The 14,709-nt window shown below is 34.8% G+C and carries 16 protein-coding genes; 6 read left to right on the top strand and 10 right to left on the bottom strand.

Features of this window, described 5'->3' with window-relative positions; translation table 11 throughout:
- Positions 1–39: 39 nt before the first annotated feature.
- Together nudK and BLV35_RS02940 are read left to right on the top strand one after the other, a co-directional pair.
- Positions 40–621, top strand: a complete 582-nt coding sequence (gene nudK, locus BLV35_RS02945; protein WP_091084452.1) for a GDP-mannose pyrophosphatase NudK — start codon at positions 40–42, stop codon at positions 619–621.
- A gap of 24 nt (positions 622–645) precedes the next feature.
- Positions 646–1,578, top strand: coding sequence for a DMT family transporter (locus BLV35_RS02940; RefSeq protein WP_091084450.1), 933 nt, complete (start codon positions 646–648; stop codon positions 1,576–1,578).
- A 40-nt stretch (positions 1,579–1,618) separates the two neighbouring features.
- On the opposite strand, the gene BLV35_RS02935 is transcribed toward BLV35_RS02940, so the two are convergent.
- The 3 genes from BLV35_RS02935 to BLV35_RS02925 form a co-directional block, all read right to left on the bottom strand.
- Positions 1,619–2,257, bottom strand: a complete 639-nt coding sequence (locus tag BLV35_RS02935; RefSeq protein ID WP_074721230.1) for a peroxiredoxin — start codon at positions 2,255–2,257, stop codon at positions 1,619–1,621.
- Positions 2,258–2,331: 74 nt separating this feature from the next.
- The gene (locus BLV35_RS02930; RefSeq protein WP_091084449.1) at positions 2,332–3,561 is read right to left on the bottom strand and encodes an MFS transporter; all 1,230 of its coding nucleotides are present in this window, start codon (positions 3,559–3,561) and stop codon (positions 2,332–2,334) included.
- A 22-nt stretch (positions 3,562–3,583) separates the two neighbouring features.
- Positions 3,584–4,495 (bottom strand): AEC family transporter, encoded by a 912-nt coding sequence (locus tag BLV35_RS02925; RefSeq protein ID WP_091084446.1) that lies wholly within the window; start codon positions 4,493–4,495, stop codon positions 3,584–3,586.
- A 187-nt stretch (positions 4,496–4,682) separates the two neighbouring features.
- Here BLV35_RS02925 and meaB point away from each other — a divergent pair, with 187 nt between their 5' ends.
- A complete protein-coding gene (gene meaB, locus BLV35_RS02920; protein ID WP_091084443.1) occupies positions 4,683–5,768 on the top strand; it encodes a methylmalonyl Co-A mutase-associated GTPase MeaB in 1,086 nt (361 codons plus the stop codon).
- An 8-nt stretch (positions 5,769–5,776) separates the two neighbouring features.
- Here the strand turns inward: meaB and BLV35_RS02915 are convergent, their stop codons facing one another.
- From BLV35_RS02915 to BLV35_RS02900, 4 genes are all read right to left on the bottom strand, one after another.
- Positions 5,777–5,995, bottom strand: a complete 219-nt coding sequence (locus BLV35_RS02915; protein ID WP_091084440.1) for a hypothetical protein — start codon at positions 5,993–5,995, stop codon at positions 5,777–5,779.
- A 60-nt stretch (positions 5,996–6,055) separates the two neighbouring features.
- Positions 6,056–6,286: a hypothetical protein gene (locus BLV35_RS02910; protein WP_074721236.1), complete on the bottom strand. Its 231-nt coding sequence runs from the start codon at positions 6,284–6,286 to the stop codon at positions 6,056–6,058.
- A gap of 73 nt (positions 6,287–6,359) precedes the next feature.
- Entirely contained in the window at positions 6,360–7,268 is a 909-nt protein-coding gene (locus tag BLV35_RS02905; RefSeq protein ID WP_091084437.1) for a prohibitin family protein, read from the bottom strand.
- Between the two features lie 74 nt (positions 7,269–7,342).
- Complete coding sequence (locus BLV35_RS02900; protein WP_091084435.1) at positions 7,343–8,725, bottom strand: MATE family efflux transporter; 1,383 nt, start codon at positions 8,723–8,725, stop codon at positions 7,343–7,345.
- A 230-nt stretch (positions 8,726–8,955) separates the two neighbouring features.
- Between BLV35_RS02900 and BLV35_RS02895 the strand changes: the two genes are divergently transcribed.
- Complete coding sequence (locus BLV35_RS02895) at positions 8,956–9,525, top strand: hypothetical protein (protein ID WP_091084432.1); 570 nt, start codon at positions 8,956–8,958, stop codon at positions 9,523–9,525.
- Between the two features lie 50 nt (positions 9,526–9,575).
- On the opposite strand, the gene BLV35_RS02890 is transcribed toward BLV35_RS02895, so the two are convergent.
- Complete coding sequence (locus BLV35_RS02890) at positions 9,576–10,454, bottom strand: PPK2 family polyphosphate kinase (RefSeq protein WP_091084427.1); 879 nt, start codon at positions 10,452–10,454, stop codon at positions 9,576–9,578.
- A gap of 182 nt (positions 10,455–10,636) precedes the next feature.
- Between BLV35_RS02890 and BLV35_RS02885 the strand changes: the two genes are divergently transcribed.
- Positions 10,637–11,473: a DUF6929 family protein gene (locus BLV35_RS02885; protein WP_091084424.1), complete on the top strand. Its 837-nt coding sequence runs from the start codon at positions 10,637–10,639 to the stop codon at positions 11,471–11,473.
- Between the two features lie 15 nt (positions 11,474–11,488).
- On the opposite strand, the gene BLV35_RS02880 is transcribed toward BLV35_RS02885, so the two are convergent.
- The gene (locus tag BLV35_RS02880; protein ID WP_091084421.1) at positions 11,489–12,352 is read right to left on the bottom strand and encodes a L,D-transpeptidase; all 864 of its coding nucleotides are present in this window, start codon (positions 12,350–12,352) and stop codon (positions 11,489–11,491) included.
- 185 nt (positions 12,353–12,537) lie between these two features.
- Between BLV35_RS02880 and BLV35_RS02875 the strand changes: the two genes are divergently transcribed.
- Positions 12,538–13,254 (top strand): 3-ketoacyl-ACP reductase, encoded by a 717-nt coding sequence (locus BLV35_RS02875; RefSeq protein ID WP_091084420.1) that lies wholly within the window; start codon positions 12,538–12,540, stop codon positions 13,252–13,254.
- A gap of 125 nt (positions 13,255–13,379) precedes the next feature.
- On the opposite strand, the gene mtaB is transcribed toward BLV35_RS02875, so the two are convergent.
- Entirely contained in the window at positions 13,380–14,708 is a 1,329-nt protein-coding gene (mtaB, locus tag BLV35_RS02870; protein ID WP_091084417.1) for a tRNA (N(6)-L-threonylcarbamoyladenosine(37)-C(2))-methylthiotransferase MtaB, read from the bottom strand.
- Position 14,709: the final 1 nt, after the last annotated feature.

Raw genomic sequence — 14,709 nt, 5'->3', positions numbered from 1 at the left:
TAAAATTAAATCTTACACTAGTCCATTAAAATACCCCAAATGCAAGATCCGCAAATAAAAATAAAACAAACAGAACTTCTTTCTGACAATTGGTATATTCTGAACAAAGTCACTTTCGACTATCAAAAAAACGACAATAGCTGGATTACTCAAAAAAGAGAAGTTTACGATCGTGGAAATGGGGCAGCCATTTTACTTTATAATTCAAAACAAAAAACAGTAATCCTTACCAGACAATTTCGTTTACCAACGTATCTAAATGAAAACAAATCAGGAATGATGATTGAGGTTTGCGCCGGTCTTCTAGACCAAGACAATCCAGAACAATGCATCATTAGAGAAACGGAGGAAGAAACGGGATATCGCATTTCAAAAGTGCAAAAGGTAATGGAATCCTATATGTCTCCAGGTGCTGTAACCGAAATTTTACACTTATTTGTTGGTGAATATGACGAATCTATGAAGGTAAGTGATGGCGGTGGCGTCACACATGAAGAAGAAAATATTGAGGTCATGGAAATGTCTTATGACGAGGCATATGCTATGATTGCATCCGGTGAAATTAAAGATGCTAAGACTATTATACTATTACAACATGCTAAAATAAACAATCTCGTTTAAAACCTTCCTTTAGAATTTAAGTACATGAATAACCAGACAAAAGGTATTTTATTCGCACTATGCGCTACCCTACTTTGGTCAGTGAATTTTGTGATTGCCAGCGGCATAAAAGGCCATATTCCACCTGTAGGATTAGCTTTTTGGAGGTGGACAATCGCTTGTGTGGTTTTAGCTCCTTTTGCCATTAAGAGCACTATTAGAAATCGTTTAGAAATAAAGAAAAACATTCGTTTTCTTGCTCTCACAGCAGTTCTTGGAATTACCATATTTAACACGTTGATTTATTTTGCCGGAAAAACAACATCAGCGGTCAATCTATCTTTAATAGCCATTTCCATTCCCTTATTTATTGTAGCAATATCCCGAATTGCTTTCAAGGAAAAAGTAAGCAATACAAAAATTATTGGCATCTTAACAATCATACTCGGTGTTTTAATCTTAATTACAAAAGGTTCTTTACAAAGCCTACTTCAAATTAAGTTTGCAATAGGTGATTTAATAATGTTGATTGCCTGTCTTTTCTTTGCGAGTTATACCATTTTAGTCAGGCTGAAACCAAAGGAATTACCATCCAAAGTATTTCTATTTAGTGTTTTTGTTTTGGGAGTCCTTTTCCTCTTCCCTTTCTACCTTTGGGAACACCTCTATTACAAGAAAGTTATTTTTGACTCCACCACAATTTTTGCTGCCACTTATGTTGGCATCTTTGCCTCGCTGGTCTCCTATTATTTATGGAACGAAGCCATTACGCTAATTGGGACGCAAAAAACAGCATTAATCTACTATTTAATACCTGTCTTTAGCGGAGTTTTAGCTTACTTTTTTCTGAATCAGAATATTGTTCTGAGCCAAATCATAAGTATGGGTATCATTATCGTGGGTTTGTTTATTACTAATCGTAAAAAAACTAATTCCTCTTACAGCCTTTTTAAGCATAAAAAAAGTATAATAAAATAGCTTTCATTATACTTTTCTAATTTTAAAAATCTTTATAATCTTATTTGTTAGGCTGAGGGGTCATTCTTAAATAAGGCTTTATTTGCTGATATCCCTTTGGAAATTTTGCAGGTATATCATGATCCGGAATTGAAGGTGAAATCACTACATCATTCCCATCTTTCCAGTTTGCAGGTGTCGCCACACTATATTCTGATGTTAACTGCAGACTATCAATAACACGCAGGATTTCATCGAAATTTCTTCCTGTAGAAGCTGGATAGGTCAATATCAACTTAATTTTTTTATCAGGTGCAATTATAAAAACAGACCGAACAGTAAAGGTTTCATTTGCATTGGGGTGAATCATATCATAAAGATTTGCAACAGTCTTACTTTCGTCTGCAATAATCGGGTATTGCAAAGTAACATTTTGAGTTTCCTCAATATCTTTAATCCATTTTAGATGCGACTCTAATCCATCCACACTTAATGCAATTACTTTTGTATTTCTTTTTTCAAACTCGGGGTAATAATTTGCAACAGTTCCCAGTTCAGTAGTACAAACGGGCGTGAAATCGGCAGGATGTGAAAATAAAACACACCATGAATCCCCTATCCACTCATGAAAATTAATTTCCCCCATTGTTGTTTCTGCTGTAAAATCTGGTGCAATATCTCCTAATCGTAGCGTTGCCATAATTTCTCTATATTTTTATTAAAGTTAGTCAAAAAATATTGAACTAGATGCGTAAATACACAAAGAAACCAAAGCTAGCGTCCGTATTTTTTCATTTTGACATTAGGTAAAAAATAAGTAAATACGCCCAACAAAGGCAGAAAAGAACTGATTTTATAAACATACTCTATACTGGTTTGATCAGCCAAATACCCCAAGATAGCGGAACCCAAACCTCCCATTCCAAAAGCAAAACCAAAAAACAAACCCGAAATCATACCTACTTTCCCCGGCATCAATTCTTGTGCAAATACTAAAATGGCCGAAAATGCAGAAGCAATAACAATTCCTATAACAACTGATAATATCCCTGTCCAAAACAAATTAGCGTAAGGCAAAAGCAAGGTAAAGGGAGCAGCTCCTAAAATTGAAATCCAAATAATGTATTTCCTTCCAAAACGATCCCCTAAAGGACCGCCTATTAATGTTCCTGCCGCCACAGCAGCTAAGAAAACAAATAAATGAAACTGAGATTCTTGAATACTAAGTCCGAATTTTTTCATTAAATAAAATGTAAAATAGCTCGACATACTAGACATATAGAAAAATTTCGAAAAAATTAAAAGAAGTAATACTCCTATCGAAATTTGTATTTTTCTTTTCGAAAAAGGAACAGTCTCATCCTCGGTAGCTATTTTTTTAGCTGCACGCAAATTCAAATGGTCTTGGTACCAAACAGCAATCTTAGTTAAAACAAATATTCCTAAAATACCCACTATTACAAACCAAATGATATTCGATTGACCATAAGGAGCCACAATTATAGCAACTAACAATGGTCCGATGGCGCTTCCGGTGTTGCCGCCTAACTGAAAGATGGATTGTGCCAAACCTCTTTTCCCTCCAGAACCTAAAAAAGCAACACGAGACGCTTCCGGATGAAATATGGAAGAACCAATACCCACGAGGGAAACCGCAACTAATATCATCCAAAAATGAGTAGACACCGATAATAAAGCTAGTCCCGAAATCGTAAACACCATACCAATTGACAATGAATAAGGCTTTGGTTTCTTATCAGTATAAAAACCAATAAAGGGTTGTAATAAAGAAGCTGTCAGTTGATAAACAAAAGTAATCAACCCGATCTGAGTGAAATTTAAGCTAAAATTCTCTTTAAGAATTGGGTAAGTAGACGGAATAACCGATTGCATTAAATCATTTAACAAATGAGCAAAAGCTATGGAAAACAAAACCGAATAAATGGTTTTTTGAGCTACTGCAGGATTATCTGCTTTTAAATCAGTACTAGAAATAGTATTCATATCGGAATAAAAAAAGAAAAAATTAAATAAAACGAAGTACAAAGTACCAAAACGCTAAAGTGATAAAAGAAATAGGGATTCCAAAACCAATCATCATACTACTTAAACGAGGCTTTAAACCATGTGTAGTTGCCAATATGCTGGCAGTTATCATGGGCGCCATTGCTGACTCCATAATGGCCACTTCAATCATTTTGGAATTTTGATTTAAAATCACAACGTACAACACATAGATTATGGCTGGAGTCAATATTAGTTTATATAGAAGCCCCAATCCCAAAAACCGCCAATGCTGGCTTCTACTTTCAAAACGCAGCTGTAGTCCCACAGAAACCAATGCTAATGGGGTGACTCCACTACCTACTTTCTTGAGAATGTATTGTATCCATTCATGGAAATCAAAATTTAATACATTCATTACACAGGCCGCCACAAAAGTAATAAATGGAGGGAAAAACATAATTTTCTTAAAAATTTGAATGCCATTTGGCTCCCCTTTAGAGTACATAGTAGCAACCAGAATCCCTAAAGTAGAAAGTACTACAAAAGTTCCGGGTTGATCTACTAATATCGCAGTTTTCATCCCTTCCTGACCATATAGCGCTTCGATAATTGGAAAGCCAAGGAATGAAGTATTCCCAAGGCCTGCCGTTAAGATTAAGCATCCAGTCAGTTTTTTAGACCAACCATACTTTTTTCCTAAAAAACGAAAAAACACAAACGAAACTGCAAACCCAATCCATGCCACGCCAATAGGAAACAACAATTGATTATTCCAATGAATTTTAGGAATGTAATACAAGGCCAAAGCAGGAAGACAAATATAAATTACAATCTTATTTAATAACTTATAACTGTTCGTAGGAAATCGTTTTACACGTTGCAAGACAATCCCAAGAATTAAATAAAAAAAGATAAGAATAAAGTTAGTCATTGTCTAAAAATTATATCAGCTAATTTAGCACTATCACTTGGTATAAATCAAAATTATTGGAATTGTATTTAACTATTTTTCAATAATTCAATTTCAATGGGATAAGCTAAACTATTCTACTTAAAAAGCGGATTAAATTCTAATAATTCATGTTTAAGTGTTAATTTTACTAAAATGAATTTAAGCTTTGGAAAACAACAAAATAAAACATACTGCCCTTAACGAGAAAGCTGGAATTCCACAGCCAGAAATATTTAGTCCGTCTGTTGTAAAAAACATTCAAAAATATAGAAAAGTACAGCCATCATCGGATGAACTAGTTACCGGGATTTTATCGGGCAATATAACAGCTCTAAGCCGCGCTATTACTTTGGTAGAAAGTACGAATCCAGATCATTTGGTCAAAGCTAATGAAGTTATTAATGCGTGCTTACCTCATGCCAATAAATCCGTTCGAATAGGTATAACCGGTGTTCCAGGCGTTGGAAAAAGCACCTTCATTGAAGCATTTGGTAAACATTTAACTGGATTAGGGAAAAAAGTCGCTGTTCTGGCCGTCGATCCAAGCAGTACCATTTCGCACGGAAGTATTTTGGGTGATAAAACCCGCATGGAAGAATTGGTCAAAGACAAAAACGCTTACATACGCCCTTCTGCTTCAGGAGATACCTTAGGTGGTGTAGCCAGAAAAACACGGGAGACAATTACACTTTGCGAAGCTTGCGGATTCGACACTATCATCATCGAAACAGTAGGCGTTGGTCAAAGTGAAACAGCGGTTCATAGTATGGTAGATTTCTTTTTGTTATTGAAAATTGCTGGTGCTGGTGATGAGTTACAAGGTATCAAACGAGGTATTATGGAAATGGCAGACGCAATTGTTATCAATAAAGCGGACGGAGATAATATTCGAAAAGCAAAACTCGCAAAAACGGAATTCAATAGGGCGCTACATTTATTTCCTGCAAAAAGATCAGGTTGGATTCCCACAACTGCCACCTGTAGTGCGATTACCCAAGATGGAATTCCAGACGTTTGGGAAACGATTGTACAATTTGTCGAACTCACAAAAGGCAATGATTACTTTAATGTAAAACGTTCGGAACAAAATGAATATTGGATGCTCGAAACTATCAACGAACAACTGAAACTTAGTTTTTATAATAATTCTGACATTCAAAAATTATTAGATTCAAATAAAAAAGCGGTGCAAAATGGTGAAATTTCACCTTTTGCAGCCGCTCAAATATTGTTAGAAAAATATTTTAAATAAATATTTAATTATTTACTTATGTTCTTATTAAAAAAAAGCATCCCTTTCGTAATAAGCGCTAAACCTAAAAGCACTCTAAAAATCAAACCTACATTATTACCCAAAGAATAGCTATAGGAATGTATGTGGTTTTCTAATGGTAGAAAATGAAATCTATTGATTCCTACTACCGCGATATAAAGACCTAATACAACAATTAATGCGTATTTCCTGCTATCTGATTTCATACTAATTATAGTTTTAATTATCAATTATTTTTATAAAACAGGTTGAATCTAAAAGGAAAACTACTCTTTCTCGTAACGTTCCATTTCTCTGTCATAAAACTCGTTAGCCAAAACTATAAGTCCTTCCATTTCGGCATTTAATTCGCCTTCATCAAGATCTTCGGCTTCTTCAATAAATTCTACCTCATCATCTTTAAGATTGATGATGAATCTTGGATAATCTAAGTGAATGATAAAAATATCTTCTTGAAAATCAGTGTTATCGCCTAGTAAAAATTTTGGTAATTCCATTTATAAATGTTAAATCATTAATTGCTAAATTCATTGCAACGATTAAATCAATAATCGTTGCAACAAATATAATCTATTTATCAGAAAGAATGATTGAAGAACTTCCTTTACCATCCATAAAAATAATTTTTGTGTTTGGTGATGCAGCTAGTTCTTTTTGTGCTTTTATGGATTCATATTGCAATTGTTTCCCCGTTAAACCCGTAGAAATAATTCTTTGGTAATCAGCAATACCTTGTGCTTCCACTCTTTTGCGTTCTGCTTCTTGTTTTTCTTTCTGAAGCACGAAAGTCATTTTTTGAGCATCTTGTTCCGCATTAATTTTACTTTCAATAGATGCTTTTACTGAAGTAGGAAGATTAATATTTCTAATTAGTAATTGCTCCAGAATTAAACCTCTTGATTTAAAATCAGTCTCAATACTTTTAAAAATTCGATCTTGAAATTCATTTCTCTTCGTAGAATATAAAGCCACCGCATCATAGTAAACTGCGTTATCACGAATACGAGTTCTTGTAACCGGTCGCACAATTTTATCCATATAGCTAACCCCTATTTCTTTGAAAATTGTTGGAGCATCTGCAGCCGATACGCGGTACAATACCGTTAAATCAATCACTACCTCAAGTCCGTCATTTGATAATACTCGAATAGCATCATCACCCTCTTGAGCTCCTTCAGACTGTGCGGCAGACATAGTATAGTTTTGAGTTTGGATATCAAAAATGGTTACATCCAAAAGTGGATTTATAACATTCAGACCACTTTCAAGAATACCTGATTCCACATTACCATACAAGGATTTAACCCCCACTGTACCAGCATCAATTTGCTTAAATGCAGACGAGAATATTCCTCCAAGAATTAGCAAAATCCCGATAATTTTAAAAAGACTTGAAAATTTCGACAGCGGATTTTGATCTGTTTTCAAAGTAAAGCTCATAACCACTAAGATTATGCCTAGAATAATAAGTATTATCATGTATTTTAATTTAGAATGTTTATTGGTCAAATAAGAGCAATAAACGAATTAGAAGTTATAATGTTAGAATAACATTATTTTATAGATTTCTCTAAGATTAACTTTTTCGTCAATCGAGAGAAGCGAATATACAAAAATAAAGCGGCAAAAGATAATCCTACCAGTAATCCTATCCAAATACCAGTAGCTTTCAAATCAGTGTATAACCCCAAATAAATTGAAATTGGAAATCCAACAACCCAATAAGCTACAAATGTAATATACATTGGTATTTTCACATCCTGTAAGCCTCTTAGGGCTCCCAAAACAACAACCTGAATTCCGTCTGAAATTTGAAAAAATGCTGCCACAAATAGTAGTTGAGAGGCTATTAGAACAACTTCCTTAGTCTCAACTATGTGCTTCATATCGTTAACATCCACAAACATTTGAGGTAAATATTGGTGAAAAACCACAAAAATAACAGCAAACACAGTCTCTAGAAGTATGGCCAATAAAAATATGGATCGCGCCACAAGCTGCAATTTCACATAATCCATCAGTCCTTTCTGATTTCCCACTCTAATCGTTACTGCCACACTCAAACCCATGGCAAACATAAAAGTCAAAGAAGCTAAACTCAACGCAATCTGATTAGCAGCCTGACTCGTCGTTCCTAAAACTCCCGAAAGCCAAATTGCCCCTGTAAACAAACCTACCTCAAAAAACATTTGCATAGAGGAAGGCAAGCCTAAGTTGATAATCTTATTAAGCATTTTTTTCTTAATTTCTTTTAAACTGAAATTCTCAAAATAAGGATGGAATTTTGGTTTTCTAATCATGATGTAATGCATAAAAAGCAACATAACAATACGAGAAACAATCGTACCTATAGCTGCTCCCACAATTCCCATTTTAGGAAAAATCCAAATCCCGTAAATCAAGAAATAATTGATGACCACATTAATGACATTACCTATGATCGTGGCCCACATAGAATATTTAGTTTCTGATTTCCCATCAGCAAACTGCTTGTACGCCTGAAAAACGATAAGTGGAACAAGCGAGAAAGCAACGATATCGAGATACGGCTTTGCCATTTCCACCACAATATCCGGTTGCCCCATGAAAGCGATCAAAGGCTTAAAAAAGAATATAATAAGAAATAAAGTCAAACCTAAAATCGTGCATAAAAACAACCCGTTATGAAATACGCTTCTTCCTTCTTCAATATCATTCTTCCCGTCAGACTCTGCTGCCAATGGGGTGATAGCCGTAGAAAAACCAATACCTATTGACATGGCTATAAAAACAAAGCTATTACCTAAAGAAACCGCTGCCAATTCTGTTGGCCCTAGCTTCCCCACCATAATATTGTCTACAATTCCAACAATTGTATGTCCAAGCATCCCTAAAATGATTGGATAAGCTAATCTTAAATTATAGGAAAACTCTTGAGTATATTTAGAAAAATTCACTGTACTATTTTTTGAAGCAAAGATAATTAGAAGCTTTTGATTGTTCTTGTATTATTCAATTAATAAGCTCCCTTTTTTTAAGATATTATCCCTTACTCCCGAATTATATAAGAAAATCAAATAATTCTATAACTTTTCAAGAGAGCTGCCGCTATACATTTGCCCCAGTCATCAATACAACAATAGATATTCAGATGGCATTAAAATTATCAATATAAAAACCCAGATTTATGAAAACGACAACAAAAATTAAGACACTACTTGTATTAGCAATCTCAGCATTTTTATCAAATACAACATCTGCACAAGACACAGCAGTAAAAAATTACGATCAAGGATTCAAATTAGGATTTGGTGTTAGTGGTGGATATGCTACTCAGGATCCATATAAATTAGCCTTGGGCGCAGATGCGAGATTACAATATGATTTAACAAAAAGATACTCTTTGACTTTGACTACTGGATTTACAAATCTTTTTGTAAGTGAAGCTGATGCATTTCCAGGTGAAGCTACTGGAAAAGATTTAGGATTCATTCCAGCTAAAGCAGGTTTTAAAGCATTCATTTGGAATGACGAATTTTACGTAATGGGAGAAGCTGGTGCTGCATTTTCGGTAACTAACGATTACAACCAAACTTCTTTAATCTTAGCGCCAAGTATTGGTTATGCGACAAAATACATTGACGTTTCATTACGTTACGAGCATTATTCTGATTTTAGAAAAATGAACAATAATGGAACTATAGGAAAAGGTGTTGGACAAGTTGGTGTACGTCTAGCTTATGGTTTTCAACTATAATACCATTTTGAATTAGTAAAAAAAATGCTCTGAATTTCAGAGCATTTTTTTTATTCTTTTGCCAGCATCTCCTTGTACAATTCGATATTGCCCTGAATTTTCTCATCCATTTCAGGCATTTGAATGTCCGTATGTTTTTGCATTTCTTCCCAAATGATTTTACCTATAATATAACGACACATATCTTTATCATCGGCAGGAACCACATACCAAGGTGCATACGCTGAAGAAGTATTGTTTATCGCCTCTTCGTAATAATGCATATAATCATCCCAACGTTCTCTTTCTTTTAAATCTCCTACTGAGAATTTCCAATTGTGTTTTTTCTCTTCTAATCGTCGCAATAACCGTTGTCTCTGCTCCTCTTTACTCATATGTAAAAAGAATTTCAATACGATGGTTCCGTTTTGAGTAATGTGTTTCTCGAAATTCCTGATCTGTTCCATTCTGTTTTCCCAAAAAACAGGTGTAATCGACGAAACCTCTTCAATCCCCGGTATATTTTCATTTAGAATATATTCAGGATGTACCCGAGTAACTAATACATTCTCATAATGCGTTCTGTTAAAAACTGCAAATTTTCCTTTTTCTGGTAACGCCAAATAATGACGCCATAAATAATCATGCTCGAGTTCGGTAGAATTAGGTGTCTTAAAACTATGTACAACAACTCCGCGTGAGTTAAATTCCTTAAAAACTTCCCGAATCAAGCTGTCTTTACCAGAAGTATCCATCCCCTGCAAACAAATCAAAACTCCATATCGATTGTGGGCATACATCGTGTCCTGCAAGTCACTCAACTTTTCGCGAACATCATCTAATTTATCTTCTTTTGTATCATCGCTGGCACCAATATCTAAATTAGTAGGAAGTTTTGACAATTCTATCTTGTTAACTACTTTAAAATCTTCGGGATTAATCGATTTCATAGGGATTTTTTTATCTTTACTTTCTCAAATATAACAAATAATCAGGAGTATTCTTGATGATTTTTTGGAGCTTTTTCCAGCTATTCGCTACAATCTATTGTGCCGCCCCGAAGCTTCAGGACTAGCACAATAGGATTTTCGCTGCTATCTGGGCTAGGGCTTTACGTTTTCAACATCAAATTATGAAAAAATTTACATTAGAATTATTCACAACGATTATCGGTATCGGTTCCGCTTCAGGGCTTTTCTTCCAAAACAATTCCCTCTACTTAATAGGAGACAACAGTGGCTTTTTATACGAATACAACATCACCGATGCCAGCCTGAATAAATACCCACTCTTGCAAAATCCGTCTGAGAACATTCCAAAAAAGGACAAACCCGACTTTGAATCCATCACACATTTTCAAGACACGCTTTATATTTTTGGTTCAGGATCGACGGTCAAAAGAAATGCGATGATCGAATTCGATTTAAAAACAAGAAAAAAATCAACGACAAATAATCTGGTTGATTTATATGCAGTCATGCAAAGTTTTGGAAACATCAAATCAGAAGATTTTAATTTAGAAGGCGCAATATATGATGGCGAAAATTGGTATTTCTTTAATCGCGGAAATATCAGCACCAACAAGAATGTAATTTATACAATGCATGCCAAAAAATTAAACGAAGAATTCAGCCTAATTTCTAACGATTACAAGCTACCCAAAATAAAGGGCATTCGCAGCAGCTTTACAGATGCAATTCTTGTTGGCGATAAAATATATTTCTTGGCCACAGCCGAAAACACCTCCTCTACGTATGACGATGGAGAAATCTTAGGAAGTAGTATTGGTCGCATTGACATCGAGACTATGAAAATAGATTTTACACAAAAAATTAGCCCCACAAATAAATTTGAAGGGCTAACCTTATTTTCGAAAACTGAGAACCAAATCCAATTTCTACTTTGTGAGGATAAAGACACGGATGCCTTAGAGAGTACTATTTACAAATTAAGTATGGACCTCAAGTAAAAAAGAAAACTGTTTCTATTTCTTCGCAGACTGAACTGCATCTCTATTCTTTTGTTCTTTTAGAATATCACTCAAGAAAGGCATTGTTTCTTCCTCAATTTGATTTTCTGAAATAGCTAATGCTTTTGGGTCAGTAGCTAATTGCAGCCATGGTCTAGGCGCAGCAAAATCATAACTACCAAAAACGATCACAGGAGTCCCTTTTACTTTAACTGTTTCTGAATCGGCTAATTGCCATTCATCAGCCCAGTCGTATAAATACTTAGCATCTGTCTCCTGAAGTCTCAAACAAGAATGAGAAGCTGGGTAACCCGGTAAACTATATTGATGCCATCCAACACCTAATTTATTTTCTACGTTAAAATTCCAACGTAAATCCCACTCATCATCAAATGTGCTTGTAGTTTCCTCAGCTTTCCAATTCGTAAAAAAGAGACCAGTTGGTGTTACATGATTTTTACTTCCCATATTAGTAGGTCCCGTATAAATCAATTGCCCTTTTTCATAAGCAGCAAATGTTTGTGTAGGATACGAAAAAAAGATGACTTTTTTTATGTCTTTCAAATACGAGACAGTCATTGGAAAAGGAAGATAGAATTCAATATCGCCGCTCATATCCCCCGGAATTAAAATAGAATCCATTTGCTTCAAATTTGCAGCATCGGTTCGATTTACAGCGTATGCAATGCGAAGCGCTTTATTATCGGCGCCATTTGCAGCCAACCATTGTTTTGTGTTTTCGAAATGAAAAGAAACACTTTTCGGTTCTTGTCGCTTAATGACTGGATCGCTTTCTACACTTTCAACATCAGCTTGTTGCTTGCATGAAGCAAAAAGAATCAGGATACTTATATTAAAAAGAAGGGCTATTTTTTTCATAGTTATTATTTATACTACAAAATTGACCTATTTCAGGAACTAAAGTGTTACATAATTATTTGAATAATTTATCAAATTTAAATATTTACGACTTGTGGGAATTAACTTTTTATTCACTTACTGTTCTGCCATTAGAAAATTAGAATGGCTTAACTTTGCTGATAACAAACTAAAATTTGAACATAATGACTGACTTAAAAAATAAAAATGCGCTAATTACAGGAGCCGGAAAAGGAATAGGTAAAGCAATCGCTATTGCATTAGCAAAAGAAGGCGTAAATGTAATTTTAATGTCTCGCACCCAATCTGATTTAGACGAGGTAGCAGCGGCAGTAAATAACTTAGGCGTAAAATCATTGACACTTACTGCTGATGTTTCTGATATTTGTTCAGTAGATACAGCAGTGGCACAGGCATTAGACAAATTTAAAACGATTGACATATTAATCAATAATGCAGGAATTGCAGCTTTTGGTAAATTTTTAGAATTAGAACCTAAAGCATGGGAACGTATCATTCAGGTGAACTTAATGGGAACATATTATATAACTCGCGCGGTTTTGCCTAATATGATCGAAAGACAAACTGGAGATATTATAAACATTTCGTCGACTGCAGGGTTGAAAGGAAATGCATTAACCAGCGCGTACAGTGCTTCTAAATTTGCTGTTTTAGGACTAACTGAATCCTTGATGCAAGAAGTTCGCAAACACAACATTCGTGTTACTGCCTTAACGCCAAGCACAGTGGCTACTGAAATGGCCAAAGACTTAAAACTAACTGACGGTAACCCTGAAAACGTGATGCAAGCTGAAGATGTAGCTGAATTAATCATCGCTCAGTTAAAATTAAACCGACGCGTATTTATTAAAGACGCAGGGATTTGGTCAACAAACCCATAATATTAGTGGAAAGTCGAAAGACATATCACTACTAAAAAAAACCATTAAGAGATTAAGTTATATATAAGTTCTACCTTAATTTTCTTAATCTCTTAATGGTTTAAATTTTAATTATTTTAAAGTACCTACACTTCAACTGCTACAAATTCCATTCTAACACTTCCGTCAGTGTCAATTGTAGTCAAGTTGATTTCATGCAAAGTATTTACTAATTCTGGATTCCACGGTGTTTTTACTTTTACGTAGTTTTCTGTAAAACCATGAATGTAACCCTCTTTATTTTCACTTTCAAAAAGAACTGTTCTAGTACTTCCCAACTGGCTTTCATAGAAAGAACGGCGTTTTTTAACCGATAATCCACGCATCATTTTACTTCTTTTCACACGAACATTTTCAGGTACAACACCAGCCATATCTGCGGCTTCCGTATTATCACGTTCAGAATACTTGAAAACATGCAAATAAGAAATATCCATTTCATTCAAGTAACGATAAGTTTCTAAGAAATGCTCATCCGTTTCACCAGGAAAGCCAACAATCACATCTACACCAATACAGGCATGAGGCATCACTTCTCTAATTTTATTTACTCTCTCCGTGTATATTTCTCTTTGGTAACGACGCTTCATTAATTTCAGAATATCATTACTTCCAGACTGCAACGGAATATGAAAATGTGGCACAAAAGTTCTACTTTTCGAAACAAATTCGATCGTTTCATTTTTCAATAAATTAGGTTCAATAGACGAAATTCGCAAACGCTCTATTCCTTCTACTTTATCTAATTCCTGAACTAGTTCTAAGAAAGTATGTTCGTGCTTTTTGTTTCCAAATTCCCCTTTTCCGTAATCACCAATATTTACTCCAGTAAGAACAATTTCTTTGATATTCTGCTGCGAAATTTCGTAAGCATTTTTCAAAACATTATTTAATTCATCACTTCGAGAAATCCCTCTAGCGAGCGGAATCGTACAATAGGTACATTTGTAATCACAGCCATCTTGCACTTTCAAGAAAGCACGAGTTCTGTCGCCTATGGAGTAACTTCCCACATAGAAATCGGCATCAGCGATCTCACATGAATGTACTTCTCCAAAATCATTTTTGGACAGGTCATTAATATAATCGGTAATTTTAAATTTTTCTGTAGCTCCAAGAACCAAATCAACTCCATCAACTGCAGCTAATTCATCTGGTTTCAATTGTGCATAACAACCCACAGCGGCTACAAAAGCTTTATCATTAAGTTTCATTGCTTTCTTAACCACTTGCTTAAACTGCTTATCGGCATTTTCAGTAACGGAGCACGTATTGATTACATACATATCAGCGACTTCTTCAAAATCAACACGATCGAAACCTTCGTCTTCAAAGCTTCTAGCAATTGTAGAAGTTTCTGAAAAATTCAGTTTGCATCCAAGCGTATAAAAGGCAACTTTTTTTCTGTTTTCCATA

It is taken from the genome of Flavobacterium gillisiae (assembly GCF_900107635.1).
GTDB classification, from domain to species: Bacteria; Bacteroidota; Bacteroidia; order Flavobacteriales; family Flavobacteriaceae; genus Flavobacterium; species Flavobacterium gillisiae.
Note: the sequence above shows the minus strand (reverse complement) of the source record. Positions and strands in the feature narration are given on the sequence as shown.